This is a genomic window from Amycolatopsis sp. BJA-103, assembly GCF_002849735.1.
In the GTDB taxonomy this organism is placed as follows: Bacteria; Actinomycetota; Actinomycetes; order Mycobacteriales; family Pseudonocardiaceae; genus Amycolatopsis.
Genome location: NZ_CP017780.1, coordinates 7,235,990 through 7,262,617, shown reverse-complemented (window position 1 = coordinate 7,262,617; position 26,628 = coordinate 7,235,990). Strand labels below are relative to the sequence as shown.

The following is a 26,628-nucleotide window of genomic DNA, read 5'->3' as shown; positions in this document are numbered from 1 at the left end:
TTTAGAGGCGGGTCGAGTACGACTCGGCCGACGAAATGCCCGCCTGGATGGTGCTCTGCATGCCGGTGATGCCCTGCAGGGCCTCGGCGAGAAGCCCCTGTGCCTGGCTCACCTCGTGCTGGGTGCTGCCCTGGGTGGCCTGTGAAAGGGAAAGCTGGGCTTCTTCAAGAGACTGCGCTGCCTGCTGAAGTGCGGCGATGCTCGCAGATGCCTTCTCGTTCGCGAGCGCGATACCAGCGCGGATCTCTTCGACTCCGGCCATTTTGGCGGACTCCTTGGGACGTCGGGGGCTGGAACGACCACGTCTAAACTTAGCGTGATCAACTGACTCTGTTAAGTGAAGGTCCTGCTGTGTAATCAACAAGGCCCCGGACGTCGGAACGTCCGGGGCCTTGCTGATGGCGGAGGATACAGGATTCGAACCTGCGAGGGCGTGAACCCAACACGCTTTCCAAGCGTGCGCCTTAGGCCGCTCGGCCAATCCTCCGTGGGGAACTTTACCGGATGCCCTTCCGGTCTTTCGAAGGTGGGTCTGACCTGCCTTTCCGGCCGGAACGCCTCACGGGTGCGCGGGCGCGAGAACGTCGGCGACGACGCAGGTGATGTTGTCCGGTCCGCCGCCCTCGTTGGCCAGGTGGATCAGCCTCGGGACGGTCTCTGCGGGATCTTGGAAGGTGCCGAGGACGTCCTTGATAACGGTTTCGACAACCGTTGCCGTTAACCCATCCGAGCACAGGAGAAGACGGTCGCCGGGGGCCGCCTCGAAGGTCCAGATGTCCGCTTCGCCGCTCCCGGTGCTCAGGAGCGCCTTCATGAGCAGTGAACCGCGAGGGTGTCCCTCGACTTCCGAGGCGTCGATGCGCCCATCGTCCGCGAGGGCCTGCGCGAGCGTGTGATCGCGCGTGAAGCGCTGAAGCGTGCCTTCACGCAGGAGATACCCGCGGGAGTCTCCGATGTGCGCGGCGGCGAAATGGGCGCCGTCGAACAGCAGCGCGGTCAGGGTGGTGCCCATGCCGCGGGTCTCCGGTTCGCGCTCGGCCGTCGCGATCAGCCGGTCGTCGATCGCGCGGACACCGCCGGAGAGGACCTCGATCAGGTCGACGTCCGCGAGGTCGAAGCCGCTGAGGTCCGCGTCGAGCCGGGACAGGACGCCGACCGCTTCGGCGCTCGCCACCTCGCCGTGCGGCTGGCCGCCGATGCCGTCGGCGACCGCCAGCATCCGGGCGCTGGTGTAGAGCGAGTCCTGGTTGACCTGACGGCGGCGCCCGACGTCCGAGCCGGCGGCGTACCGAAGGGTGTACGTCATGTGACCCAGTAAAGCAGTTGTGTACTGAGTTCACAAACATAGGTCTGGAATGGTCAGCTGTCGGTTACGATGCGCCGATGGAGGAGCAAGCCACCGTCAGCGCGGCGGACATCGCGCACATCGCCGGCGTCGGCCGCGCCGCGGTGAGCAACTGGCGTCGACGGTACGGAGATTTTCCGCCGCCCGTCGGCGGGACGGCGTCGAGCCCCCTCTTCTCGCTGCTCGACGTCGAAAACTGGCTGCGTGAGCGCGGGAAGCCGTTCGAACTGTCGCTCGGGGACCGGATCTGGCAACGGCTGCGGAACCTCGGCGACGACCTGTGGCTGAGCTCCCGGGTCGGCAGGGTGGGCACGTTCCTGTCGCGGCGGGCCTCCGGGGAGGAGTGGGATTTTTCGCCCCGCTACGACGATCCCGAGTTGCTCGAACTCTTGGACCGCTTCGCGGGCGAGGTGGGGGCGCGCGAGGCCTTCGAGTTCCTGTGCGAACGCTACGTCGAGGCGCACTCCCGCCAGCTGTCCGTCACGCCGGAACCGGTGGCCGCGTTGATGTCCCGGCTCATCGGTCCCGAACCCGGCGTCGTGCTCGATCCCGCGTGCGGGCTCGGGACGCTGTTGCTCGCCTCGGGCGGCACCCGGCTGCTCGGCCAGACCGACGATCCGGCGATTTCGTGCATCGCGGCGCACCGGCTGCTGCTCGCGGGCGCGGACATGGAGATGTACGGCGCGGACGCCCTGCCGATGGACTCCTACGAAGGACTTCTGGCGGACGCCGTCGTCTGCGACCCGCCGTTCAACGACCGGGAATGGGGTCACGACGAACTCGTCGGCGACCCGCGCTGGGAGTACGGCCAGCCGCCGCGCGGCGAGCCGGAACTGGCGTGGGTCCAGCACTGTCTCGCGCACGTCAAACCCGGCGGGCTGGTCGCGATCCGCATGCCGCCCGCCGCCGCCGGTCGCCGGACCGGCCGCCGGATCCGCGGGAACCTGTTGCGGGCCGGTGCTTTGCGCGCGATCGTGACGGTCGGCGGCGCGGATCTCTGGCTGCTGCGGCGCCCGGAGCCCGGTGAGCGTCCGCCGTCCCGATTGCTCCTGCTGGCCGATCCGTCCACTGTGGAGGAACAGTGGCGGGAGCACCTGCGCGGCGCCGAGGTGCCGGGTGCGGTCCGGATCATCGACCTGCTCGACGAGGAGATCGACCTTTCCCCCGCCCGGCATCAGGCGCGGGACGGGCACGCGGGCGAGGCCTTCCTCGAAGTCCGGAAGCATTTCGAGGGGATCCGGCCGGAACTGCCGCCACTGGCGATGGCCGATGAGACCCCGCAGTTCACCACGATCGGCGAGCTGCTGAAGTCCGGGGTGCTCACGGTTCCGGAATCGGTGGAGGAGGGAGACGTCGTCGCGTCGCCCGCCGTGCCCGCGTATGTCCACAGTGGAGCGCCGGTCACGGTGGAGTCGCCGATGTCGAAGTACCGCACCGATCCCGAACGGCTGGACGCCGCGTTCCTCGCCGGCTGCCTGCGCGCGGCCGGGCAGATCGCGCCGACCTCCTCGACCAGGATCGACCTCAAGCGCACCCGGATCCCGCGTCTGCCGATCGAAACGCAACGTGCCCACGGGGAGGCGTTCACCCGGCTCGCCGCCTTCGAGGACGCCCTGCGCGAGGCGGCGGAATCGGGCCTGGAGCTGGTGCGGCTAGGCTTGGCAGGGCTAACGGAAGGTCAACTGAGGCCAGGGAACTAAGTGCTGATCGCGGACCGCTACGAACTCGACGAGCTGCCGCTCGGCCGGGGTGGGATGGGCGCGGTCTACGCGGGCCACGACCGGCATCTCGGCCGCCGCGTGGCGGTGAAGTTCCTCGGGCTCCCCGGCGGTCCGGACGCCGAACTCGAACAGCGGTTCATCCGCGAGGCACGGATCCTTGCCACCCTGGAACACGCGGGTGCGCCGACGCTGTACGACTTCGGCACCTACGACGAGCGGTTGTTCCAGGTCATGCAGTTCATCGAGGGCGTGACCGTCGCCGATCTCGCCGCCGAACACGGTCCGCTGCCGGTGCCGTGGGCGGCCGCGATCGCGGCGCAGGCGTGCGCCGTGCTGTCCGCCGCGCACGCGCTCTCCATCTGTCACCGCGATCTCAAGCCCACCAACCTGATGCTGTGTCCCGACGGCAGCGTGAAGGTGCTCGACTTCGGGCTCGCGATGCTGCGCGAGACCGACGTCGCCCAGTTCACCCGCGCGGGGCAGATCCTGGGCACGCCCGCGTACATGGCGCCCGAGCAGATCCAGCGCGGGATCGCCGGGCCGCGCAGCGATCTGTACGCGCTGGGCTGTGTCCTGCACGAAATGCTGACCGGCAGGCAGCTGTTCACCGGCCCGACGGCGTACGCGGTGTTCGAGAAGCAGGTCAAGGAGAGTCCGGCCGAAGTGGACGGTGTCCCGGGTGGACTGAACGTCTTGCTCGCGGACCTGCTCGAGAAGGATCCCGAGCGCCGTCCCGCGGACGCGAACGAGCTGTTCGGACGGTTGGCCGTGTTCGCGCGGGACCTGCCGCCGCTGCCCGGATATCTGGACGAAGGCGCCAATCCGGGCCGGATGTACGCGCGGGTCGTCGGCCGAGTTCCCTGATTTCCGCAGGTCAGCGGTCTTGAGACAGGATCGTGACCTTCCGGCCAACAACCCCTTACGGGTGAGCTCCGTCTTTACCCATGTCAGACGCACTACGGACAATCGGGGGTAAGGGTCGTGAAGAAGTTCCTGGTGGGGGTGACCGCACTGGCCACCGCGCTGGTGTTGACAGCGTGTTCCGGCGACGCCGGGGGCGGCTCGCCCGGTGGCGGCGCCGTCGCGCAAGGCGATCCGGTGGGCGGGACGACGACCACGTCGGTGCCATCGACGTCCTCCGCCGCGCCGACCACGTCCTCCCGGACGCCGAGCAGCAGCAGTTCCGCGCCGAAGCCGTCCACGTCGTCGAAGCCCAAGCCGACACCGAAGCCCACGCCGAAACCGGCGGCCAAGCCCGCCGCGAACGCCGCCGACGTGCCTTGCAAGGCCGCGCTGGCCTCACCGGGTGTGAGCGCCTGTGTGGACCTCTCCGCGCTGAAGACGTGGCTGCTGCAGGACGGCAAGGTCATCTACGGTCCGGTCAAGCAGCTGCCCGGCAAGAAGGGGCACGCGACGCCGACCGGTGTCTTCCACGTTTCGGCCAAGGTCAAGAACTACCACTCGAAGCAGTTCGACGCGCCGATGCCGAACTCGGTGTTCTTCCTGCCGGGGATCGCGTTCCACACCGGCAGCCTCTCGGTGTACTCGCACGGCTGCATCCACCTGGCCGCGGCGGCTTCGCAGAAGTACTTCACGACGCTGCAGAGCGGCGACGTGGTGCAGGTCGTGGCCTGACCCTTTTTGTCCGTGAAGGCCCCCTTTCCTACCCTGAGGGTGGGGAAGGGGGCCTTCACGTAATAAGAGGAGACCCGCCCCGCGCCCTCGCTACGTGAAAGCCTCCTTCCCGCGTGTCATGTGGTGAAGGCCTCCTTCACCACATGCGACCCGGTGAAGGAGGCCTTCGCTACGTCGTTGGTCTGATGTGCCGTGGTGGTCGGACGCTCGACGTGGGCTGACCAGCGCGAGGTGTACGCAGAGCGAGGGGTGTGTGGAAATAGGGACACTGAACGTCCCTATTTCCACACACCCCTCGCGTCTCCGGCAGTCTGGATCGCTCCCTTGCTACGCGAAGGGAGCCTTCCCCGCGTCACATGCGGCGAAGGCTCCCTTCATCGCGTGTGACGCGGGGAAAGTCCCCATCAGTCCCCCGCTCCCGAAGGAACCTCACGCGGATCATTGCGGTTCGGTTGCTTTGAGATAAATGAAAGCTCCTGGCGGCAATGCCCGCCCCGTTCCCGGCGACGTGCCATGACACGCCGGAAATGGGGAAGTGCCGATGAACCGGAGCCGGGTCCTCACTCGCACACTCGTCGCACTGTCGGTTTCCATCCTGCTTTTCCCGGGATGGGTGGGCGCTCCGGAAGCGACCGGGGCGCCCACTCTGCCGTCCGGCTTCGTCCTCCGTGACCAGCCGAGCGGTCAGGCCGCGTTCGAACTGACCGATTTCGCTTATCTGCCCGACGGTTCGGTGCTCAGCACCGGCAAGAGCGGCAAGGTCGCGTGGGTGTCCACCGCCGGCCAGACGCGGACGATCGCGACACTGCCCGTGCACGGCAACGGCGATCTCGGCCTCGTCGGTCTCGCCGTCGCCCCGGATTTCGCGACGTCGCGCCAGATCTACCTCGCGTGGTCGTTCGACACGGGCGGCGGTGCCTTCACCATGCGGGTGGCGCGCTGGACGGTGACCGGTGCGGACGGTCCCACCGGCCTCACGACCGAGCGGGTGCTCGTCGACCTTCCCGGTTTCCACGACGTCCACGGCATCACCGGGCTCATCGCGGCCGAAGACGGGACGGTGTGGATCTCCATCGGCGACGCCGCCGACTTCACCAGAATGGATCCGGGCGCGCTGCGTTCGCTGGACCTCGATCAGTTGTACGGCAAGATCCTCCACGTCACTCCGGACGGTGCCGGTGTGCCGGGCAACCCGTACTACTCCGCCGCGGCGCCGAACGCGAACCGCTCCAAGGTCTTCTCCAGCGGTTACCGCAGCCCGTTCCGGTTCTCCCTCGACCCGCGTCTCGGCCTGCCGGTCGTCGGCGACGTCGGCTGGAGTACCTGGGAAGAGGTGAACGTCGTGCGGCCGGGGACGAACCACGGCTGGCCGTGCTGGGAGGCGAACGTCCCGACGCCGGGGTACGCCGGGCTCGCGGGCTGCGCCGGTGTCGTCAACACCCCGCCGATCACCGCCTACCGTCACGGTTCCGGGGTGGACGAAGGAAACAGCGTGACCGCCGGGATCGTCTACAGTGGATCGTCCTATCCGGACGAATACCGGGGAGCGTTCTTCTTCGGCGACTACGTCACGCAGAAGATCTGGACGATGACCTACGACAGTCAGGGCAGGCTCGTCCAGGCGCCGCAACGGCCGCCGAAGTTCACCGGTGTCGGCGGCCCGGTCAAGTTCGCGGCCGCGGCCAACGGCGACATCGTGTACGCCGACATCCACAGCGGGAACCTGCGGCGGCTCAGTTACCCCGGCACGAACGCGGAACCGGTCGCGGTGGCGACGTCGGGCACCGAGCCGTCGACGAGGACGGTGACCTTCGACGGCACCGGTTCCTACGACTTCGACGGCGACCCGCTGACCCATCACTGGGACTTCGGGGACGGCACGAGCCAGACCGGCGCCCGGGTGACCCACACCTACGCGGCGGACCTGGTGAGGACCACCGCACGGCTGACCGTCACCGACCGGCTCGGCGCCACCGGCGGCACGGACGTCGCCGTGGTGCCGGGAAACCACTCGCCGGAACCGGTGATGACGGATCCCGGCGCGCGGACCTTCGCGGTCGGGGAACCGGTCGTCGTCGGCGCGACGGCGACCGACGCGGAGGACGGCGTGCTGCCGGTCACCTGGACCACGCTGATCCGGCACTGTCCGGAGGAGGCGACCTGCCACGCGCATCCCGGTTCGCCGGGCAGCGGCCCGGTCCTCACCTCGCCCTTCACCGACCATCAGGACTCGCGGGTCGAGATCACCGCGACGGTGACCGACAGCGCCGGGGTGACCGCGAGCAGGACCTATGTGGCCAGACCGCGTGAACACCGGCTGACGTTGACCGGCAACACCCCCGCCGCGCTGATCATCCCGGCGGAGGGCGGGGTCAACACCGCGATGGTGACCGAGGGCGCGACGTTCGAGGTCGTGGCGGAGGAGGTCGCCGCGGACGGCGTCGCGACGTTCGCGAACTGGTCCGACGGGAGGACCACGCGGACGGTGACCGTCACCGTCCCGGCGCACGACCTGACGCTGACCGCGACCTATCTCACCCCGATCGACCGGCGCTACCAGTCGGAACCCGCGCTGCGGCAACGGCTTGGCGCGCCGACCGGGCCGGAGGTCGTCGACGGGCCCGTGCGGTATCGGCCGTACGCGGGCGGCAGGCTCTACTGGAGCGCCGAGACCGGCGTGAAGCAGATCGAGGGCCAGATCCTGGCGAAGTACCTCGCGCTCGGCGGGCACGGGAAGTTCGGTCCACCCGCGACCGACGAGACCGCCACCGCGGACGGCGCCGGCCGGTTCAACCACTTCCCGAACCGGCCAGGCACGCTGCAGTCCTCCTTCTACTGGACACCGTCGACGGGCGCGCATCCGGTGTACGGGCGGATCAGGGTCAAATGGGCCGCGCTGGGCTGGGAGGCCGGGCCGATGGGCTACCCGACGACGGACGAACTCCCCACCCCCGACGGGACCGGCCGGTTCAACCACTTCAGCAAGAGCGCGTCGATCTACTACACGGCGCAGACCGACGCCAAAGCGATCTGGGGCCGCATCCGCGTCCGGTGGGCGGCGCTCGGCTGGGAGGCAGGCCCGCTCGGCTACCCGGCGACGGACGAGACCGCGACCCCGGACGGCACCGGCCGGTTCAACCACTTCACGAAGGCGGGCTCCGTCTACTGGTCGATGGCGACGGACTCGCACGCGATCTACGGGGCGATCCGGCAGCGCTGGGCCGCGCTCGGCTGGGAGCGGTCGTACCTGGGCTACCCGGCGACGGACGAGTTCACCGTCCCCATCGGACGGCAGAACAGCTTCCAGACCGGCTACGTCACCTGGAACCGGAGCACGGGGCAGGTGATCGACCGACGGTGGTGATCACAGTTCGATAAAGCCACTCGAAAGTGTGAAATGTCCACCTAGACCCCGTCGATGAGACGTTCGACTGGGGAAAGGGGCTTCTGCATGCCTTCGAGATTCCGTGCGCTCTGTCATGCCCTCGTGACACTGCTGATAGTGACCTTGCTGGTGCCGTTGACGTCCACTGTGGCGTCCGCGGCGCCCGTGTTGCCACCCGGCTTCGTCCTTCGTGACCAGCCGAGCGGTCAGGCTCCGTACGACCTGACCGACTTCGCCTACCTGCCCGACGGTTCGATCCTGACCACCGGAAAGGGCGGCAACGTCGCCTGGGTGTCCACCACCGGACAGGCGCAGAACATCGCCAGCCTGCCCGTCCGCAGCACCGGCGACCTCGGCCTGGTCGGGATCGCGATCGCCCCCGACTTCGCGACCTCCCGCGCGGTCTACACCGCCCGCGCGGTCGACGTCGCCGGTGGCGGTATCGCCCTGCGCGCCTCGCGCTGGACGGTCACCGGCACCGCCCAGCCGACCGGGCTGACCGCGGAGAAGGTCCTCGTCGAGGGCGCGGCCAACACCGACATCCACGGCATCACCGGTGTCGTCGCCGCCCCTGACGGCACGGTGTGGGTCTCGACCGGCGACAGCTCCCGGTTCCAGGGACAGGCGGACCCGTTCGCGCTGAACGTGTACGACCTCGACAAGATCTTCGGCAAGATCTTCCACGTCACCGCGGACGGCGCCGGCGTGCCGGACAACCCCTACTACGCCGCGGCGAACCCGAACTCGCTGCGTTCCAAGGTGTTCGCGAGCGGCTTCCGCAGCCCGTTCCGGTTCAGCCTCGACGCCAGCACCGGTCTCCCGGTGGTCGGCGACGTCGGCTGGGGCACCTGGGAAGAGATCAACTTCGTCCAGAAGGGCGCGAACCACGGCTGGCCGTGCTTCGAGGGCAACCAGCCCGCCGACGGTTTCTCCGCGATGCCGCAGTGCGCCTCGGCCGTGAACACCCCGCCGATGCTGGTGGTCCAGCACGGCCAGGGCCCCGACAACGGCAACAGCATCACCGGCGGCATTGTCTACAATGGAGAGTCGTACCCGGAGGAATACCGGGGCGCCTACTTCTTCGGCGACTACGCCACGCAGAAGCTGTGGACGGCCAAGTACGACACGCAGGGCCGGGTCGTCCGCGCACAGGAGACGCCGCCGAAGTTCACCGGTATCGGCGGTCCGGTCAAGTTCGCGGCCGCGGCCAACGGCGACCTCGTCTACGCCGACATCTACACCGGCATGCTGAAGCGGCTCAGCTACACCACCGGGAACAAGGCGCCGGTCGCGGTCGCCACTTCCGAGACGAACCCCGAAACCCGCACGGTTTCGTTCGACGGCAGCGCTTCCTACGACTTCGACAACGACCCCCTGACCTACGAGTGGGACTTCGGCGACGGCACCACCGGCACCGGGGCGAAGGTCAGCCACACCTACGCGGCGGGGACCGAGAAGTTCACCGCCAAGCTGACGGTGAAGGACGGCCTGCAGGCGGCGGGCAGCACGGACCTGGCCGTGGCGCCGGGGAACCACTCGCCGAAGCTGACCATGACCGACCCCGGTGACCGCCTGTTCGCGGTCGGCGAGGAGGTCAAGGTCGGCGCGACCGTCACCGACACCGAGGACGGCGCCCTGCCGGTCACCTGGACCACGCTGGTCCGGCACTGCCCGGAGAACGCGGTCTGCCACGCGCATCCGGACCACGGTGCCACCGGCCCCGAGTTCACCATGCCGTTCACCGACCACACGGACTCGAACCTGGAGTTCACCGCGTCGGCGACCGACAGCGCCGGTGTCACGGTCACGAAGACCTACGTCGCGAAGCCGAAGGAACACCGCCTCACGCTGACCAGCAACGTCGCCGCCGCGCTCGGCATCACGCCGGAAGGCGGGGCGGCTTCGGCGATGGTGGTCGAAGGCGCGACAGTGGAGATCCAGGCGGCCGAGGTCGCTGCGGACGGTTCGTCGTTCTTCACCGGCTGGTCCAACGGGGCCACCGGGCGGCTGACGAACGTCACCATGGGCACCACGGATCTGACGATCACGGCGAACTACATCACGCCGATCGACAAGCGCTACCGCGACGAACCCGCGGTGGCGCAACGACTCGGCGCGCCGACGGCGCCCGAGGCCGTCGACGGCACGGTCCGCTTCCGCACCTACGAGCGCGGACGGCTGTACTGGTCCAAGGAAACGGGCGTCAAGCAGATCGAGGGCGAGATCCTCAAGAAGTACCTCGCTATGGGCGGCCACAAGGAGTTCGGCCCGCCCGCGACCGACGAGCAGACCACCCCGGACACCATCGGGCGCTTCAACGACTTCCCGATGTGGCCCGGCAAGATGCAGTCGTCGATCTACTACACGGTGAACACGGGTGCGCATCCGGTGTTCGGCCGGATCCGGGTGAAGTGGAAGGCGCTGGGCGCGGAGGCCGGTGAACTCGGCTACCCGAGCACGGACGAGCACATCACGCCGGACAAGGCCGGTCGCTACAACCACTTCAGCAAGAACGCGTCGATCTACTACACGGTGCAGACCGACGCCAGGGCGATCTGGGGCCGGATCCGCGCGAAGTGGGCGGAGCTCGGCTGGGAAGCGGGGCCCCTCGGATACCCGTCGACCGACGAGTCGGCGACTCCGGACAGCGTCGGCCGGTACAACCACTTCACCAAGGCCGGGTCGGTCTACTGGACGATGGCGACCGACGCGCACGCGATCTACGGGGCCATCCGGCAGCGCTGGGCCGCGCTCGGCTGGGAGACCTCGTACCTGAGGTACCCGACGTCCGACGAGATCGCGGTCTCCGGCGGACGGCAGAACAACTTCCAGGGCGGCTACGTGTTCTGGAACGCCTCCAACGGCGCGGTGACCGACCGCCGCTGGTAAGGCCGTAAGTACGTGAAGGCCCCCTTCATTGCGCCTAGCGCAGCGAAGGGGGCCTTCACGTATCTAGCGGAGAAGGTCGTCCGGTGAGGTGCCCGCCGAGGTGAGCGGGAGGCCGAGCGCGACCCGTTCGGTGAGCCAGCCGCTCGGCCGGTAGCGCTGGTCGCCGGTGCTCGCGACGAGTCCGCGCAGGACCCGCAGCACGAGATCCGCGCCCGCCTCCTCGCCCCAGGTCAGCGGTCCGCGCGGGTAGCCGAGGCCGAGCCGGACGGCGGTGTCGATGTCCTCCGGCGTCGCGAGCCGTTGCCCGGCGATGAAGCAGGCGGTGTTGACGATCGACGCCAGCAGCCGTTGCGCGATCGGCGCGGGGCCGTCGCGGACCACGGTCACCGGCAGCCCGGTCGCGGCGAGCGCGCCCCAGGCGGTGCGGCCGGCGGCGGGGTCGAGCGCGGGATGGACCGAAAGGGTCAGGCGTTTCCCGTAGCCGCCGAGGGGATCGACCCCGACGACCCGGTCCGCCGGGAGACCCGCGGCCAGCGCGGCGTCCACAGTGGACGATCCGATCGGGCTGACGATCAGGACGGTGTCCGGGTAGGCGGAGTGCACGACCTGGATCCCCGCCGCCGAGAGCAGCGTGCCGAGGCGTTCGTCCTCGACCCAGACCGGTGTCGCCGGCGCTTCCGGGGCGGGCGGCTCCGGGTCGGCCTGCTGCGCGCCGTCGACGTAGCGGTAGAAGCCCTCGCCGTTCTTGCGCCCGAACAGCCCGGCGGCGACCCGGGGCCGCGTCTGCCACGACGGCCGCAGCCGCGGTTCGCCGTGGAAACCGCTCCAGATGCTTTCGAGCACGGCGTGCGAGACGTCGAGACCGGTGAGGTCGAGCAGTTCGAACGGGCCGAGTTTCAGGCCCAGCACGTCACGCGCGACTCGGTCCACCTCGGCCGGGCTCGCGATCCCCTCGGAGAGGATCTGCAGTGCCTCGGTGCCCAGTCCGCGGCCGGCGTGGTTGACCAGGAAGCCCGGCGCGTCGCGGGCGAGGACGGGTTCGTGTCCCCAGCCGCGGACGAGTTCGGTCATCGCGGGCGGCAGCCAGGCCGCGGTCCGCGCGCCGGGGACGACCTCGACCAGCCGCATCAGCGGGACCGGGTTGAAGAAGTGGAGGCCGAGCAACCGGCCGGGATCGGTCAGCGCGGCGCCGATCTCGGTGACCGAAAGCGAGCTGGTGTTGGTCGCGAACACGGTGTCCGGGCCGCAGACGCGTTCCAGCTCGGCGAACAGCGCGCGTTTGATCTCGAGGTCCTCGCGGACGGCTTCGATCACGAGATCCACGCCGTCGGCGGGCGCCAGCGGTCCGTCGGCCGCGATCAGCCGCCCTTTCGCGGACGCGGCGGCTTCTTCGGTGATCTTGCCCTTCGAGGCGAGTTTGCCGAGCATCGCGCCGACGTGGTCGATGGCCTCGCCGACCGCGTCGGGCCGGGCGTCGGCCAGCTCGACTTCGAGCCCCGCCGTCACGGCGAGCTGGACGATGCCCCGGCCCATCACCCCGGTTCCGATGACCCGGATCCTGCCGACCTGCTCCGCCCACTTCTCCACCGCGAGCCGCCTTTCCCTCGATGCCGTCCCCGGCGTGACGTTAGCCGTCACGCCGATATCTCGCCCGGAAGGGTGATCCGTGCCCTACCCGGCGTAAGGCCACCGAACCGGCGCGGTCCCATCCGCGAAAACCGAGTGTTCCGCGCACCACCCCCGAAGGGAAAGCTCCCATGGCCACCGTCCCCGCCGCCGCAGCCGTCCGGACCACGCCGTTGCTCCTCGTCGCCGTTCTCTTCGGGGCCGTCGGCGCCCTCTTCGCGAGCCAGGCGTTGTGGCCGCTCACCGCGCTGGCCGTCGTGGTCGCCGTCGCCGTCCTCGCGGGCGGGGTCTGGCTGACCGGACGGCAGGGAAGCCGCGAACTCTAGGATCGCCATGTGACGGCGAAACGCTTGACGCGGGAAGAAAGCCGCGAGCAGACCAAACAGCGCCTGCTCGAGGCGGCCGCCGAGCTTTTCGCCGAACGCGGGGTCAACGGCACGTCGGTCGAGCAGATCGCCGAACGCGCCGGCTTCACGCGCGGAGCCTTCTACGGCAACTTCGACGGCAAGCACGAGCTGGTCGTCGAGCTGCTGCGCCGCCGGACCCAGCGCGAGGCCGTGGAGGTGGCCGCGCTGAGTTCGGGCGTAAGTTCCTTCGCCGAGCTGATGGACCGGCTGCGCGCTTGGAACGTCGAGCGCGCCGAACACCTCGAAGGCTGGCTGATCCTGCGCACCGAGCTGGCCCTGTACGCGCTGAGGAATCCCGAAGCGCGGCCGCTCGTCGGCGAAGGCGAGAAGTCGACAAGGGCACTGCTGGAGACCTCCGTCCGGACCGAGCTCGCCGCCCGGGGCGCGACGCCGCCCGCCGACCCGGCCTTTCTCGCGCTGATCCTGCACGCGCTCGAGGACGGTCTCCTGCTGCAGCGTTTCCTCAGTCCCGAGGGGACCGGCGACGAGGACGCGGTGGACGCCGTCCAGCTGCTGATGCGGTCTTGGACCGCGCTCAGCCGGTCATCTTGATCCCGGTGAACTCGGCCATCTGACGGATTCCGTGCGCGAAGAAGGCGTCCGACGGGTCGACGGAGCCGACGTACTGGCCGAACAGCTCGAAGTTGATCATCCCGAACAGCTGGGTCCACGCCATGATCAGCCGGGAAGCCGTCTCGGGGGCCAGGTTGATCTTGAGGATCCCGGCGATGGCGTCGAGCTGGTGCAGGAGTTCGACGGGCATCTCGCCGACCTCGGTCTCGACCCGGAGGTTGGCGTCGCGCAGCACCGCGACCAGCGCGAACGCCACCCGGCCCGCGGGCGCGATGGTGTCCTGCGGGGCCTGGTAGCCGGGAATCGGCGAGCCGTAGATCAGCGCGTACTCGTGCGGGTGCGCCTTCGCCCAGGTGCGGACCGCGTGCCAGATCGCTTCCCACCGTTCCAATGAGGACTTCTTCGCGTCGTCGGCGGCCTCCGCGGCCTCGCCGACGGCGTTGTAGGCGTCGAGGATCAGGTCGGTCAGCAGCTGCTCGCGACTGGAGAAGTACCGATAGAGCGCCGACGAGACCATGCCCAGCTCGCGCGCGACGGCGCGGAGTGAAAGGCCGAGCGCGCCGACTTCGGCGAGCTGGCGGCGGGCTTCGTCCTTGATTTCGCGGGTGAGCTCGGCACGGGCGCGTTCGCGCGCGGTCTGGGTGGCGGCCATGCTCTCACTGTAGAGCATCGCACCTAAAAGAGAGCACTGCTCTTGACGCGAGGCGCCGCTCTGGTGTTCACTGCTCTTAACAGAGAGCGCTGCTCTCGCAGAGTTTGATTCAGCAGAGCGAGATCCAGCAGAGTCCGAGGAGACGAGATGACCACCGCAGCCACCGCCACCCGCTACTTGAAGCCGGCCAAGGCGACCAACGCGTTCAACGAGTTCGTGCTCAAGCTGACGAAGCTCGGCGTCAGCGTCCTGGGCAGCCGGGTCCTCTCGGTCCGCGGTCGCAAGAGCGGTGAGCTGCGCTCGGTCCCGGTCAATCTGCTGAAGCTCGACGGCGAGCGCTACCTGGTCGCGCCGCGCGGTGTCACGCAGTGGGTCCGCAACCTGCGCGTCGCGGGCGAAGGTCAGCTCAGCGTCGGGCGGCGCACGGAGACGTTCACCTACACCGAACTCGCCGACGACGAGAAGCCCGAGATCCTGCGCGCCTACCTCAAGCGCTGGAAGTTCGAGGTCGGCGTGTTCTTCGACGGTGTCGACGCGAAGGCGTCCGACGAAACCCTCCTGGAGATCGCACCTGGGTACCCGATCTTCAAGATCGCGAGCCGGTGAGAGGTAGAGCGGGAGGGGCGTGGTGGGTCGGGGTGGTCGTGGTCGCTTGAAGTACGTGATGGCCCCCTTCCTTGCGCTAGACGCAAGGAAGGGGGCCATCACGTACTTGGGGAAGGTGCGAAGGTCGCGATTCCTCGGCTGAGCCGGCGGAAGGGGTCTTCACGCGCGGCCGCTGGTGCGGGTGGGGCGATCACGAAGGTAGTGAAGGCCTCCATCACTACTGTCAAGGTAGGCAAGGGGCCCTTCACGGCCCGGCCCCGTGAACGACCGCAGCCAGAGGCCGGCAGGTGACCAAGACACCCTCGGCCCCAACCCGAATCGCCACTCACGACCAACCCGCGCCTATCGCCACCCCATCCCCGGTGTTGCGAAAGCCACTTTCGCAACCTTCAACGTTGCGAACGGCACTTTCGCAACACCCGCCCTGAGGCCGACACCGAGGGACGGCACGAGCACGAACGACCACCCGCACAGATCGCCTAGTCCTCGGACCGTGCCCGCCGGGCGCGACGGGCGGTGGCCGCCACCAGCACCACCCCGACCAGGAAAGCGACGAGCCCGATCAGGAACCACAGTTTCTGCCCGGTCATGAAGCTGCCGGTCAGCACACCGGCGCCCTGGAGCACCCAGACACCGCCGACCAGCAGGAAGACCAGTCCGATCGTGAGCGTGACCCAGCGTTTCATGCGCAGCTCCCCGCCTCGACGTGCCTTGGGGCGATTCTGGCACCGCGAGCCCCGTCCGGCGAACCGATCACCGGCCGCCGACGAGACCGTTGCGGTAGGCGTAGACGACGGCGTGCACCCGGTCGCGCAGCCCGAGTTTCGCCAGGATCCGGGAGACGTGGGTCTTCACCGTCTCTTCGCCCACGTGCAGGCGCACGGCGATCTCCGCGTTGCTGGAGGCGTCGGCGACCAGCATGAGGACTTCGCGTTCGCGTGAAGTGAGCCGCTCCAGCTCCGCCGGTTCGGCGGCGACGGGTTCGATGCTGGTGGCGAAGGTCGACACCAGCCGCCGGGTCACCGTCGGGTCGATCAGCGCGTCACCGCGCGCGGCCACCCGCATGGCCGAGACGAGCTCTTCGGGGGCGAGGCTCTTCAACAGGAACCCGCTCGCCCCGGCCCGCAGCGCGCGGTAGACGTACTCGTCGGAGTCGTAGGTCGTCAGCACGAGGACGCGGGTGTCGTTGCCCGGCGCGGACATGATCGCCTCGGTCGCGGCCAGGCCGTCCAATTTGGGCATCCGGACGTCGAGCACCGCGACGTCCGGGCGCAGCGCGGCCGCCTGCGCGACGGCCTCGCGCCCGTCCGCGGCCTCGCCGACGCATTCGAAATCCGCCTGGGTGTCCAGTACCGCGCGCATCCCGGACCGGAACATCGCGTGGTCGTCCGCCAGCAGAACCCGGATCACTCCGCCTCCAAAGGAAATCCGACTCGAACCCGCCAGTGCCGCCCGTCGTCGAGCGGTCCGCATTCCGCTTCCCCGCCGAACAACGCGACCCGCTGCCTGATCCCGGCGAGACCGCGTTTCGTCGATTCGGCGGCCGAGTTCCGGCTCGTGCGGCCGATTCCGTTCGTGATGGTGAGGACGACCTCGGTCTGCCGGTAGGCGAGGTCGATTTCCACGGTCTTGCCGGAGCCGTGCCGGAGCGCGTTCGTCAGCGCCTCCTGCGCGATACGGTACAGCGCGATGTCCACCGACCCCGGCAGTTCCCGCGGTCCGCCGTGACTGGTCAGCCGCGCGGGAAGTCCGGCGGTGCGGAGGTTGTCGAGCAGCTCGTCGAGGTTGTCCAGCCCCGGTTGCCGCTGCGCGTCCCCGTTCTCCTTGCCGTGCAACAGATCCAGCAGACGCCGCAGATCGGCCATCGCGGCCCGGCTCGACGATTCGACGGCGGAGAGCGAACGCCGCACGGCGGGTTCGCCCTCCGGCAGCCCGAGCCGAGCGGCGCCGGCGTGCACGCCGATCGCGCTGACATGATGCGAGATCACGTCGTGCAGGTCGCGGGCGATCGTCGTGCGCTCTTCGATGACGGCACGGCGCACCGCCTCGGTTTCGTGTTGTCGCCGTTGGTCCTCCGCGCGCTGGAGATCGGCGATGTACGCGCGCCGCGCGGTCGTGTAGCGGCCGACCATCCACGGCAGCAGCCCGCTCACGCCGACGTCGATGAGCAGCAGCCGCCAATCCCGGTCGCCCCGGTCGACCGGGATGACGTTGCAGGCGACCAGCCCGGCGAGCATCGCGCCGAGGGCGGCCAGCGCGGGTTTCGTCGAAAGCCAGGCGCCCGCGCGGTAGCCCGCGATCAGCACGCCCGCGTTCGTGGCCTGCAGATAGTGGTCGTAGGGGAACAGCAGGAGCGGCGCGGCGGTGAGCAGCACGCCGTGCGCGGCCGAAACCCAGCCGGAGTACCGCGACGGCCCGGCGAGCGCGGCGTTGGCGAGGATCCCGCCTGCCAGCACCACCCACGCCTGCCAGCCGAGCGAGAGCGGCGGCCCGGCGATGAGGAACAGCCCGGCGTCGGCCACCAGGCAGACGGCCGCGACCGCACACGCCTGTCTCGCCAGCGAACCACTGATGTCCCGCACGCGCCCAACTCTGCCCTATTTCGGTGGACAGGGGTTCCTAAGATCAAAAGCCATGACGGCCGTGAAGACGCCCGTGCTCTGGACGACCGGGGCACCGGGAGCGGGAAAATCCACCACCGCCTGGGGTTTGTACACGCGCATCACGGAATCGGGCGGCAACGTCGCTTACGTCGACATCGATCAGCTCGGCCTGATCGGCCCGCCCCCGGGAGGCGGCGAGGCCTCGCACGCGATCAAGGCGGCCAATCTGCTGCGGGTGCTGGAGATCCTGCGCGGCCGGGGTGTCAGGCAGGTCGTTGTGTCCGGGGTCGTGGACCCCGAAAACGGTATCGAGGCGTACTTCGAGGGCCGCGACTTCGAGCTCACGCTCATCAGGCTCACTTGTGCTCGCGACGAACTCCGGAGCCGGTTCCTCGAACGCGGTTCGCCCGCCGCCGCCCTGCCCGATCTCTTCGCGGTGGCGGACGCCTACGACCGCACCGGCTTCGGCGAGCGGCTGGACACGACCGGACAGAAGCCCGACGAGACCGTGGACGCCCTGTTCCGCCGCTGCGTCGTGGAAGACGGGACGGTCCTGCCGCCGGATCCCGTGGAGCCACTGCCCGGACCGGTGACCGTGGTGACCGGCCCGACGGCGGTCGGCAAGTCGACGGCCGCGTTCAGCGCGCTGCGGGACTTCTGGGCGCAGGGGGAGCCGGTCGCCTACGCCGATCTCGCGCAGTTCGGGTTCGTGCACCCCGGCCCGGATCCGGCCGTGGAGGCGGCGATCCTCGCTGCTGTCTGGCGCGGTTACCGCGACGCAGGAGCGCGGCGACTGCTCGTCGTGGCCAGGGAATTCCGCCCGGAGCACCGGCAAGTCTTCGACGAGATCAAGGTCGTCCACCTCGACGCCGACGCCGCGACCCTCACCGACCGCGTCCGCCGCCGGGCCGAGGGCGAATCCGCGCTGCTGGCCGGCGACGAACTCCGCGGCGTGCCCTCCGGCGTGCGGGACGGGGTGGTCGCCCGCGCCGTCGACGAGGCAGCTCGGATGCGGCGTTCTCGCGGCGACCGCGTCGTCCTCGACACCTCCGGACAGGAACCCGCCGAGACGGCCGCCGCGCTGCTCGCCGCCGTGCGTCAGTAGCCGGGCGGCGGTCCGTCCTGCCCAGGCTGGCCTTGACCACGCTGGCCCTGCCCCGGCTGGCCGCCGTTCTGGCCGCGCTGGTTCTGCCCGGCCTTGCCGAGGGTCGTCGCCGTCGCGGTGTTCCCGGAGACCTTGGCGGTCACCGTCACCGTCTCGCCGATCTTGGGATCGCCGGTCTTCCGTGTCGACGAATCGACCGTGTAGACCTGTTTGTAGCCGTCCTTGCTGGTCAGGCTGACGGATGTCGCGCTGATCTCGGTGATCTCCCCGGTCTGCAGCCGCTCGGTGCTGTAGCCGCCTTTCCCGTCGGAGACGACGAAGTCACCGTGCAGCGCGTCGCGCGGCATCCCGCCGCCGGGGCCGACGAGCACCCGGCCGCCCGGGCCGCCCATCATCCCGCCCTGTCCCTGTTCGGCGCCGTTCGCGGCGGTTCCGGCCCAGATCGCGGCGCCGCCACCGGCGGCGATCACCACCGCCACCCCGGCCGCGATCGCGGTCTTGCGGCCCGACCAGGCCTTCTTCGGTTCGCCCGCCGGAGCCGGCGCGCCCCAGGCGGCTGTCTCACCCGCCGGGGGTTCGGCGGGTTTGGTCGGTTCGGTCATCTGGTCGCCTCCGTGTACTCGGTTGCGGCCAATGCTGTTCGCCGTCGCTGTGCGGAAGCTGTGCCGTCGGTGGGCACGCGCTGTGTTTCCTTCCCCTGCCGGGTGATCGTTCACAGGAAACGCACAGGCGGGACACAGGGAAGGCTCACCGGCGCCGCCCAGGATGGCAGCATGACCAGTGTGAACGTCCCTTCGTCCGGTTCCGCGAAGGCGGGCCTGCGCCGCGCCGACGGCAGCCCCGTGCGGGTGCTGGTCGTCGACGACGAGGCGACCTTGTCCGAACTCGTGTCGATGGCCCTGCGGATGGAGGGCTGGGACATCCGCACCGCCGCCGACGGCACCGAGGCGGTCCGCGTCGCCAGGGAATTCCGGCCGGACGCGGTGGTGCTGGACGTCATGCTGCCGGACATGAGCGGGCTGGACGTCCTGCGCCGCCTGCGTTCCGAGGTGCCGAACCTGCCGGTGCTGTTCCTGACCGCGAAGGACGCGGTGGAGGACCGGATCGCCGGTCTCACCGCGGGCGGCGACGACTACGTCACCAAACCGTTCAGCCTGGAGGAAGTCGCCCTGCGGCTGCGCGCGCTGCTCCGGCGCGCGGGCGGGGTCGCCGGGCCGAGCGGTTCGACGCTGGTCGTCGGCGACCTGACCCTGGACGAGGACAGCCGCGAGGTGCACCGCGGCGGCGATCCGGTGCCGCTGACCGCGACCGAGTTCGAACTGCTGCGCTATCTCATGCGCAACCCGAAGCGCGTGCTGTCGAAGGCACAGATCCTCGACCGCGTGTGGAGCTACGACTTCGGCGGCCAGGCCAACATCGTCGAGCTGTACATCTCCTACCTCCGCAAGAAGATCGACGCCGACAGGGAACCGATGATCCACACGATGCGCGGCGCCGGATATGTCCTCAAGCCCGCGGGCTAGGCGGCCGTGGTCCCTGCGGCGGCGGCTGATCGCGCAGGTCGCGGGGCTGCTCGCGCTCGTCTGCCTGGTGGTGGGCGTGGTGACCGAGCTGGCGTTGCGGGACATCCTGATCGACCAGCTCGACGCCCGGCTCGACGAGACCAGTCAGCGTGCCGGCCGCCCGCCGCCCTCGGGCCGTCCCGGCGGGGAAAGGGTTCCCGAGGGTTTGCGCGCCTACGGCCAGAGCACGGGTTCGTTGTTCGTGAGCGTGTTCCCGGACGGACGCGTGCTCGCTGCGGTGCTGCGGTCCAGTTACGACGCGAAGATCCTCGACCCGTTCCCGCACGACGAGATCACCCGGACCCAGATCGACACCTTGCTGCGGTCGGCGCCGGGCAGCGAGCCCCGTGATGTGGACCTCGGGCCGCTCGGTGAGTACCGCGTGGTGGCGAAGCCGCTTTCCAACGGCGGCATCTCGATCACCGGACTGCCCACCAAGGACGTCACGGACACGTTGTGGAACCTGGGTTTCATCTTCGGCGGGGTCGCCGTCGGCGGCATCGTGCTGGCGGGCGCGCTCGGCGCGGTGACCGTGCGGCGCACCATGAAACCCCTCGACCGCCTGGCCGCCACCGCGACCAGGGTCGCCGAACTCCCGCTGGACCGCGGCGAGGTCGCGCTGTCCGAACGAGTGTCCGAAGTGGACACCGACCCGCGGACCGAGGTCGGCAAGGTCGGCTTCGCGCTCAATCGCATGCTCGGCCACATTTCCCACGCGCTGTCCGCCCGTCAGGCCAGCGAGAGCCGGGTGCGCCGGTTCGTCGCGGACGCCAGCCACGAACTGCGGACCCCGCTCGCGGCCATCCGCGGCTACGCGGAACTCACCCGGCGGTCCGGCTCCGAGGTGCCGCCCGACATCGCCTTCGCGATGGGACGGGTGGAATCGGAATCGACGCGGATGACCGGGCTGGTCGAGGATCTGCTGCTGCTCGCGCGGCTCGACTCCGGCCGTCCGGTGGTGCACGAACCTGTCGATCTCTCCCGGCTGGTCGCGGACGCCGTCGCCGACGCGCACGTCGCCGGGCCGGAGCACAGGTGGCTGCTGGAGGTCCCGCCCGAACCGATCACCGTCCTCGGCGACGCGGATCAGCTGCACCAGGTGGTGATCAACCTGCTGGGCAACGCCCGCACCCACACCCCGGCCGGCACCGAGGTCGCCACCTCTCTGTCCATAGTGGATTCCCTGGCGACACTGTCCATTGTCGACGGAGGGCCGGGGATCCCGCCGGAGATCCTCCCGGACGTCTTCGAACGGTTCGCCCGCGGCGACGATTCGCGGTCGCGGGCGGCGGGCAGCACCGGACTCGGCCTGGCCATCGTCGCGGCCGTCGTCGGCGCGCACGGCGGGCAGGTCCGGGTCACCAGCCGCCCGGGGCGGACGGAGTTCCAGGTCCGGTTGCGGGCCGCCTGATTCAGGGAGTCCATTCGCTGTTGGCGCCGCACAGGATGACGCAGGGCAGCTCGCCCTCGGTCCGCCCGGCCAGCCACGCGGCGAACGGCACCGCGGCGGCCGGTTCGACGGCGAGGCGGAACTCCTCCCAGAGCCGGTCGCGCGCGGCCAGCAGTTCCGCGTCGCTGACCAGCACCGACGTCACCCTGTCGCGGAGCACGCCGAAGGGCACGCTTCCGATCCTGGTCGCGCCCAGCGCGGACGCCGCCACCGAGTCGATCTCCACGTCCACCGGCCCGCCCGCCTCCAGTGCCGCGCCGAGCGCGCGGCACCGCTCCGGCTCGACGGCGAACGTCGGCAACCCGGCCAGCGACGTCCCGGCGACCAGACCCCCACCGCCGACCGCGACCAGGAACGCGTCGACGTCCGGCGCGTCCTGGATCACTTCGGCCGCCACAGTGCCCTGACCGGCGATAACGGCGGGATCGTCGTACGCGTGCAGGTACCGCGTACCCGGCTCAGAGGAGGCTTCGAGCGCCTTCGCGGCCGCCTCGGCGTACGTCGCTCCATGACGGATGAGCTTCGCGCCCGCCGCCTCGATTCGGTCTGTCTTCGCCTGCGGAGCCGACTCCGGCACGTACACCGTCGCGGGCAGATTCAGCAGGGAAGCCGCCGTCGCCACGCCCAGCCCGTGGTTACCGCCGGACGCCGTCAGCACCCGCTCCGGCAACGGCCCGCTCACCAGCGCGTTCACCGCGCCCCGCAGTTTGAACGACCCGCTCCGCTGCAGATGTTCCAGTTTGAGGACCAGCGGGCGCCCGTCGACCTCGGCGCGCAACACCGGCGTGCGTCGCACGAACGGGTGGACGGCTTCGGTTGCTTGGAGGACATCGGCCCAGGTCGGAGTACTCATACCCCCCACTGTCCTCCATGCCGGGACGGGAGTGACTACACTGGTCCTCGGACCCCGCGCGGCGTCCATCTTGTGAACCTCCCCAGGGCCGGAAGGCAGCAAGGATAAGCAAGCTCTGACGGGTGCGCGGGGTCCCCTTGATTTTTGGGGTGCAACCCCAAACCCGCCCGGCGGGGCTTCGCCCCCCGGACCCCCCACGGTTGGTCGCTCAGGTGACCAAGGTGCGGTGATCAGTGTGCGGTGAGCAGCGGGGCTCAGAAGATTCCGAAGACGTCTTTTGGCGGGATCGGCGACGGCAGGGCTTCCGCGTCGGTGATGGGGCGCGCTTTGCCTTGCAGGTCGCGGAGGTCGTTTCCTGCCACGCAGCGGGCCGGGTAGGCGGACGAGGCGGCCCGGCGGGTCAGGTCCGTCACGGGGAGTTCCGTGCGGGACGCGGCGACCACGATGTTGCCGAAGCGGCGGCCCCGGAGGACGCCGGGTTCCGCGAGCAGGACCAGGTGCGGGAACGACGTCGCCAGTGTCGCCAGGAACCGGCGAAGGAACGGCAGGTTCGGGCCGTCGGAGACGTTGGCGACGTAGGTTCCCGCCGGCCGGAGGACCCGCGCGACCTCGTTCGTGAACTCCACGGTCGCGAGCCCGCCGGCGAGGACCCCGCGTTCGAAGGCGTCCACGATGACCAGGTCGGCCGAAGCGTCGTACCGGCCGGAGACGCCTTCGCGGCCGTCGCCGACACGCACCTTCAGCCCCTTCAAGCCCAACTGCTCGCGGACGAGCGCGACGAGTTCGCCGTCGGCGTCGAAGACCAGTTGCCGTGAGCGTGGCCGTGCGGCGGCGACGTACCGGGGGAGCGTGCAGGCCGCCCCGCCGACGTGCAGTGCGTCGAGCGGGCCTTCGCCGAGGCAGTCGACGACGTCGGCGATCCGGCGGATGTAGTCGAACTCCAGATCCGTGGGGTCGTCGAGGTCGACGTGCGACTGGGCGACACCGTCGACCGAGATCGTCCAGGCGTTGGCGCGGTCGGCGTCACGGATCAGTTCGGCGGTGCCGAAGCGGACCGGATACGTGCCTGGGGTCGGTGCTGGTCTCACCCTGTCGGCCCTTCCCGGTATCCATCCATGCCCCCGCCGCCGCCCTCAATCGAGACGCTACGCGCCACTGTTAGATTCAACGCGTGGCATTAGCGCTGTACCGAAAGTACCGTCCGGCTACCTTCGCCGAGGTCGTCGGGCAGGAGCATGTGACCGATCCGCTGCGCATCGCGCTGGCGGCAGGCCGGATCAACCACGCCTACCTCTTCTCCGGCCCACGCGGCTGCGGAAAAACGTCGAGCGCGCGCATCATGGCGCGTTCGCTGAACTGCGCCAAGGGCCCGACGCCGGATCCGTGCGGCGAGTGCAACTCGTGCCGCAACCTCGCGCCCGAAGGCCCCGGCAGCGTCGACGTCACCGAGCTCGACGCGGCCAGTCACGGTGGTGTCGACGACGCCCGTGAGCTGCGGGACAGGGCCTTCTACGCCCCGGCGGACTCGCGCTACCGCGTCTTCATCATCGACGAGGCGCACATGGTCACCACGCAGGGCTTCAACGCCCTGCTGAAGATCGTGGAAGAGCCGCCGGAGCACCTGATCTTCATCTTCGCGACCACCGAACCGGACAAGGTGCTGCCCACCATCCGGTCGCGGACGCACCACTACCCCTTCCGCCTGATCCCGCCCAAGTCGATGCGGGAACTGCTCGAACGCAACGTCGCCGCCGAGGGCGCGCAGGTCGAGCCCGCGGTGTACCCACTGGTCATCCGCGCGGGCGGTGGTTCCGCGCGGGACACGCAGTCGGTGCTGGACCAGTTGCTCGCGGGCGCCGGGCCGGATGGCGTCGACTACCCGCGTGCGGTGTCCCTGCTCGGCGTCACCGACGTCGCGCTCATCGACGGCATGGTCGACGCGCTGGCCGCGGACGACGCGTCCGCGGTGTTCGGCACCGTCGAGAGCCTCGCCGAGGCCGGGCACGACCCGCGCCGGTTCGCCACCGACCTGCTCGACCGCCTGCGCGACCTGGTGATGCTGCGTTCGGTGCCGGACGCGGGTGAGCGCGGACTGGTCTCCGCGCCGGACGACGAGCTCAAGAAAATGAAGGAGCAGGCGGGCAAACTGGAGCCCGCCACGCTCTCGCGCTACGCCGACATCGTCCACAGTGGACTCCTGGAGATGCGGGGCGCGACCTCGCCGCGGCTGGTGCTGGAACTGCTGACGGCGCGGATGTTGCTGCCGTCGGTCGCCGAGGGCACCGACGCGCTGCTCGCCCGGCTCGAACGACTCGAGCGCCGCGCCGCTTCGGCACCGGCCCCCGTCGCAGGTGCCGTCCAAGCCGCGCCTGCCGCGCCGGTCGCTCAGTCCGCGCCGGTCGCGCAATCCGCTCCGGCACCGGCTCCCGCGGCTCCCGCGGGTGAGCCCGTGCGCGAGTTCCAGCGGCCGTCGCAACGGTCCGCCGCTCCCGCCCAGCAGCCCGAGCCCGCCCGGCAACCCGCACCGGCGCCTCAGCCCGTCGCGCGTCCCGAGCCGGCCGCCGAACGCCCTGCCCCGCAGCGACCTTCCGCGCCCACTCCGCCTCCTGCCGCGCCCGCGCCTGCGGCGGCGGCGGCAGTGTCGTCGCCGTCGGCGGGCGGGACGGACACGGAAGGGATCCGCGGCCGCTGGCCGAACGTGCTGACCGCGATCCGCAAGGCCCCCGGCGGCACCGTGACGGCGTCGATGCTGACGCAGGCCAGTGTGGCGAACGTCGAGGGCAACGCCGTCACGCTCACGCACAACGCCGAACCCCTGGCGCGGCGGCTTTCCGAGCCGCACAACGCGGAGCGCATCGCGGCCGCGTTCAAGGAGGTCTTCGGCGGCGACTGGCAGGTGCGGTGCGTCCACGGCGCCGCACAGGCCCGGCAGGCCTCGGCTCCCAAGGCCGCTGCGGCGCCGCCGCCGTCCGGGCCCGAGCGGTCCTTCACCCGCCGGTCCGCCGAGGCGCCCGGTGCCGCTCCGGCGCCTCCGCCGCCGAAACCGGAGCCCCAGCGGCCGAAGGTGGCGACAACCGAGCCGGACATCCCGCTCCCGCCCGAGCCGGTCGAGGACGACGAAGAGCTCTACTCCGAGGACGCGAGCCCCGCGCCGCCTCCTCCTCCGCTCCCGCCCGACAAGGACCCGGAAGAGATCGCCAGGAAGCTGCTCACCGACCACCTCAACGCGCGCCCGCTCGAAGAGCGCAACTAGTCCTCTGAATGCGGTAGTTGCGCGTGCAAGGACCGCAACCAGAGGACTAAACGCGAGGGCTCAGCCCGCGAGGTAGTCCGCGATGGCCTTCGCGATGACGGCGGCATACTGCTGGCGGCCTTCTTCGCTCGACATCGTCGCGGCCTCGGCGGCGTTGCGCATGTTCCCGCATTCGACGAGCGCGACGGGCCGGGTCGAGAGGTTGAGCCCACCGAGGTCGGCGCGCGGCGCGAGGCCGTTCGTGCCCAGGTAGGTCGACGTCGGGAAGCCGCCGGCGCGGATGCCGTCTCGCAACGCCGTCGCGAGTCTCGTCGAGGGCTCGCCCTGCTGGGCGTTCAGGGGCGGGGCCGAATACGCGACGTGGAAGCCGTGCGCGCCCGCGGAATTCGAGCCGTCGGCGTGGATCGACACGACCGCGTCCGCCCCGGAGTCGTTCCCGATCGCGGCACGCTCGTTGACACACGGCCCGACGCCGGTGTCGTTCTGCCGGGTGAGGATGACCCGGATCCCCTTGGCGCTCAAGGCTTCCGAGATCCGCTGCGAGACGTCCCAGGTGAACGCGTGCTCGGAATAGCCGGAATTCGTCGACGTTCCGGTGGTGTTGCACGGTTTCGTCTTGCCGCGCCCGGCCGGGACCTGCTTGTTGATCTCACCGGGCCTGCCGGAGTTGCCGCCGTTGTGACCGGGATCCAGCACGACGACCTTGCCCGTCTTCGGCTGCGACGTGGCGGGAGGCGGCTGGGGCGCGCTCGAAGGCGGCACGCTCGGCGCGGAGCTCGGCTGCGGGAGGGTGGTGAGGACGGTCGTCGTCCCCGGGGCGGCCGGAGTCGGCGGCGGTGCCGCGGGGGTCTCCACGCCGCACGCCGTGAACAGCGCCAATCCGATCGCCACCACAAGACCCATCCGTCGTCGCACGGCGCCAACGGTGCCACACGAGTGACGGCTAGGCTGGTAGGCGGCACA

Annotated in this window: 23 protein-coding genes, 1 tRNA gene and 1 other RNA gene; 13 read left to right on the top strand and 12 right to left on the bottom strand. The window is 70.1% G+C overall.

Annotation, left to right across the window (positions count from 1 at the left end):
• Window position 1 precedes the first annotated feature (1 nt).
• From BKN51_RS32310 to BKN51_RS32300, 3 genes are all read right to left on the bottom strand, one after another.
• Window positions 2–262 carry a hypothetical protein gene (locus BKN51_RS32310; protein WP_101611218.1) on the bottom strand — a complete coding sequence of 87 codons (261 nt, stop codon included), beginning with the start codon at window positions 260–262 and terminating at the stop codon, window positions 2–4.
• A gap of 137 nt (window positions 263–399) precedes the next feature.
• Window positions 400–487: transfer RNA gene (locus tag BKN51_RS32305), tRNA-Ser, on the bottom strand.
• A gap of 72 nt (window positions 488–559) precedes the next feature.
• Entirely contained in the window at window positions 560–1,306 is a 747-nt protein-coding gene (locus BKN51_RS32300; RefSeq protein WP_101611217.1) for a PP2C family protein-serine/threonine phosphatase, read from the bottom strand.
• A gap of 77 nt (window positions 1,307–1,383) precedes the next feature.
• Between BKN51_RS32300 and BKN51_RS32295 the strand changes: the two genes are divergently transcribed.
• From BKN51_RS32295 to BKN51_RS32275, 5 genes are all read left to right on the top strand, one after another.
• A complete protein-coding gene (locus BKN51_RS32295) occupies window positions 1,384–3,045 on the top strand; it encodes an N-6 DNA methylase (protein WP_101611216.1) in 1,662 nt (553 codons plus the stop codon).
• Complete coding sequence (locus BKN51_RS32290) at window positions 3,046–3,930, top strand: serine/threonine-protein kinase (RefSeq protein ID WP_101611215.1); 885 nt, start codon at window positions 3,046–3,048, stop codon at window positions 3,928–3,930. It abuts the gene before it with no gap.
• Between the two features lie 117 nt (window positions 3,931–4,047).
• Window positions 4,048–4,701: a L,D-transpeptidase gene (locus tag BKN51_RS32285; RefSeq protein ID WP_101611214.1), complete on the top strand. Its 654-nt coding sequence runs from the start codon at window positions 4,048–4,050 to the stop codon at window positions 4,699–4,701.
• A gap of 541 nt (window positions 4,702–5,242) precedes the next feature.
• Window positions 5,243–8,065 (top strand): PQQ-dependent sugar dehydrogenase, encoded by a 2,823-nt coding sequence (locus BKN51_RS32280; protein ID WP_101613586.1) that lies wholly within the window; start codon window positions 5,243–5,245, stop codon window positions 8,063–8,065.
• 87 nt (window positions 8,066–8,152) lie between these two features.
• Window positions 8,153–10,975, top strand: a complete 2,823-nt coding sequence (locus tag BKN51_RS32275) for a PQQ-dependent sugar dehydrogenase (protein ID WP_101611213.1) — start codon at window positions 8,153–8,155, stop codon at window positions 10,973–10,975.
• Window positions 10,976–11,038: 63 nt separating this feature from the next.
• On the opposite strand, the gene BKN51_RS32270 is transcribed toward BKN51_RS32275, so the two are convergent.
• A complete protein-coding gene (locus BKN51_RS32270; protein WP_101611212.1) occupies window positions 11,039–12,562 on the bottom strand; it encodes a 3-hydroxyacyl-CoA dehydrogenase in 1,524 nt (507 codons plus the stop codon).
• Window positions 12,563–12,732: 170 nt separating this feature from the next.
• Between BKN51_RS32270 and BKN51_RS32265 the strand changes: the two genes are divergently transcribed.
• On the top strand, window positions 12,733–12,927 hold the full coding sequence (locus BKN51_RS32265) for a hypothetical protein (protein WP_101611211.1): 195 nt from the start codon (window positions 12,733–12,735) through the stop codon (window positions 12,925–12,927).
• Between the two features lie 9 nt (window positions 12,928–12,936).
• The gene (locus tag BKN51_RS32260; RefSeq protein WP_101611210.1) at window positions 12,937–13,560 is read left to right on the top strand and encodes a TetR/AcrR family transcriptional regulator; all 624 of its coding nucleotides are present in this window, start codon (window positions 12,937–12,939) and stop codon (window positions 13,558–13,560) included.
• Here the strand turns inward: BKN51_RS32260 and BKN51_RS32255 are convergent.
• On the bottom strand, window positions 13,544–14,233 hold the full coding sequence (locus BKN51_RS32255) for a TetR/AcrR family transcriptional regulator (RefSeq protein WP_168214435.1): 690 nt from the start codon (window positions 14,231–14,233) through the stop codon (window positions 13,544–13,546). The genes BKN51_RS32260 and BKN51_RS32255 overlap by 17 nt on opposite strands.
• A gap of 147 nt (window positions 14,234–14,380) precedes the next feature.
• Between BKN51_RS32255 and BKN51_RS32250 the strand changes: the two genes are divergently transcribed.
• The gene (locus BKN51_RS32250; protein WP_101611208.1) at window positions 14,381–14,839 is read left to right on the top strand and encodes a nitroreductase family deazaflavin-dependent oxidoreductase; all 459 of its coding nucleotides are present in this window, start codon (window positions 14,381–14,383) and stop codon (window positions 14,837–14,839) included.
• 479 nt (window positions 14,840–15,318) lie between these two features.
• Here BKN51_RS32250 and BKN51_RS32245 read toward each other — a convergent pair whose 3' ends face one another.
• The 3 genes from BKN51_RS32245 to BKN51_RS32235 form a co-directional block, all read right to left on the bottom strand.
• Window positions 15,319–15,525 carry a hypothetical protein gene (locus BKN51_RS32245; protein WP_101611207.1) on the bottom strand — a complete coding sequence of 69 codons (207 nt, stop codon included), beginning with the start codon at window positions 15,523–15,525 and terminating at the stop codon, window positions 15,319–15,321.
• Window positions 15,526–15,592: 67 nt separating this feature from the next.
• Complete coding sequence (locus tag BKN51_RS32240) at window positions 15,593–16,249, bottom strand: response regulator (protein ID WP_101611206.1); 657 nt, start codon at window positions 16,247–16,249, stop codon at window positions 15,593–15,595.
• Window positions 16,246–17,421, bottom strand: coding sequence for a sensor histidine kinase (locus BKN51_RS32235; RefSeq protein WP_101611205.1), 1,176 nt, complete (start codon window positions 17,419–17,421; stop codon window positions 16,246–16,248). The genes BKN51_RS32240 and BKN51_RS32235 overlap by 4 nt, the downstream gene beginning before the upstream one ends.
• Window positions 17,422–17,473: 52 nt before the next feature.
• Between BKN51_RS32235 and BKN51_RS32230 the strand changes: the two genes are divergently transcribed.
• Entirely contained in the window at window positions 17,474–18,547 is a 1,074-nt protein-coding gene (locus tag BKN51_RS32230; RefSeq protein WP_101611204.1) for a hypothetical protein, read from the top strand.
• On the opposite strand, the gene BKN51_RS32225 is transcribed toward BKN51_RS32230, so the two are convergent.
• Window positions 18,541–19,149, bottom strand: coding sequence for a hypothetical protein (locus BKN51_RS32225; protein ID WP_101611203.1), 609 nt, complete (start codon window positions 19,147–19,149; stop codon window positions 18,541–18,543). The two genes, BKN51_RS32230 and BKN51_RS32225, sit on opposite strands and share 7 nt — an antisense overlap.
• A 171-nt stretch (window positions 19,150–19,320) precedes the next feature.
• Between BKN51_RS32225 and BKN51_RS32220 the strand changes: the two genes are divergently transcribed.
• Together BKN51_RS32220 and BKN51_RS32215 are read left to right on the top strand one after the other, a co-directional pair.
• Window positions 19,321–20,070 carry a response regulator transcription factor gene (locus BKN51_RS32220; protein ID WP_101611202.1) on the top strand — a complete coding sequence of 250 codons (750 nt, stop codon included), beginning with the start codon at window positions 19,321–19,323 and terminating at the stop codon, window positions 20,068–20,070.
• The gene (locus tag BKN51_RS32215) at window positions 20,048–21,520 is read left to right on the top strand and encodes a sensor histidine kinase (protein ID WP_101611201.1); all 1,473 of its coding nucleotides are present in this window, start codon (window positions 20,048–20,050) and stop codon (window positions 21,518–21,520) included. The genes BKN51_RS32220 and BKN51_RS32215 overlap by 23 nt, the downstream gene beginning before the upstream one ends.
• 1 nt (window position 21,521) lies before the next feature.
• Here BKN51_RS32215 and BKN51_RS32210 read toward each other — a convergent pair whose 3' ends face one another.
• Window positions 21,522–22,412, bottom strand: a complete 891-nt coding sequence (locus tag BKN51_RS32210) for a serine/threonine dehydratase (RefSeq protein WP_101611200.1) — start codon at window positions 22,410–22,412, stop codon at window positions 21,522–21,524.
• Window positions 22,413–22,458: 46 nt separating this feature from the next.
• Between BKN51_RS32210 and ffs the strand changes: the two genes are divergently transcribed.
• Window positions 22,459–22,553, top strand: an RNA gene (gene ffs / locus BKN51_RS32205) — signal recognition particle sRNA small type.
• A gap of 113 nt (window positions 22,554–22,666) precedes the next feature.
• On the opposite strand, the gene BKN51_RS32200 is transcribed toward ffs, so the two are convergent.
• Complete coding sequence (locus tag BKN51_RS32200; protein ID WP_101611199.1) at window positions 22,667–23,500, bottom strand: spermidine synthase; 834 nt, start codon at window positions 23,498–23,500, stop codon at window positions 22,667–22,669.
• Between the two features lie 83 nt (window positions 23,501–23,583).
• Between BKN51_RS32200 and BKN51_RS32195 the strand changes: the two genes are divergently transcribed.
• Entirely contained in the window at window positions 23,584–25,665 is a 2,082-nt protein-coding gene (locus tag BKN51_RS32195) for a DNA polymerase III subunit gamma and tau (protein WP_101611198.1), read from the top strand.
• Between the two features lie 60 nt (window positions 25,666–25,725).
• Here BKN51_RS32195 and BKN51_RS32190 read toward each other — a convergent pair whose 3' ends face one another.
• Window positions 25,726–26,568: an N-acetylmuramoyl-L-alanine amidase gene (locus tag BKN51_RS32190; RefSeq protein WP_101611197.1), complete on the bottom strand. Its 843-nt coding sequence runs from the start codon at window positions 26,566–26,568 to the stop codon at window positions 25,726–25,728.
• Window positions 26,569–26,628 lie beyond the last annotated feature (60 nt).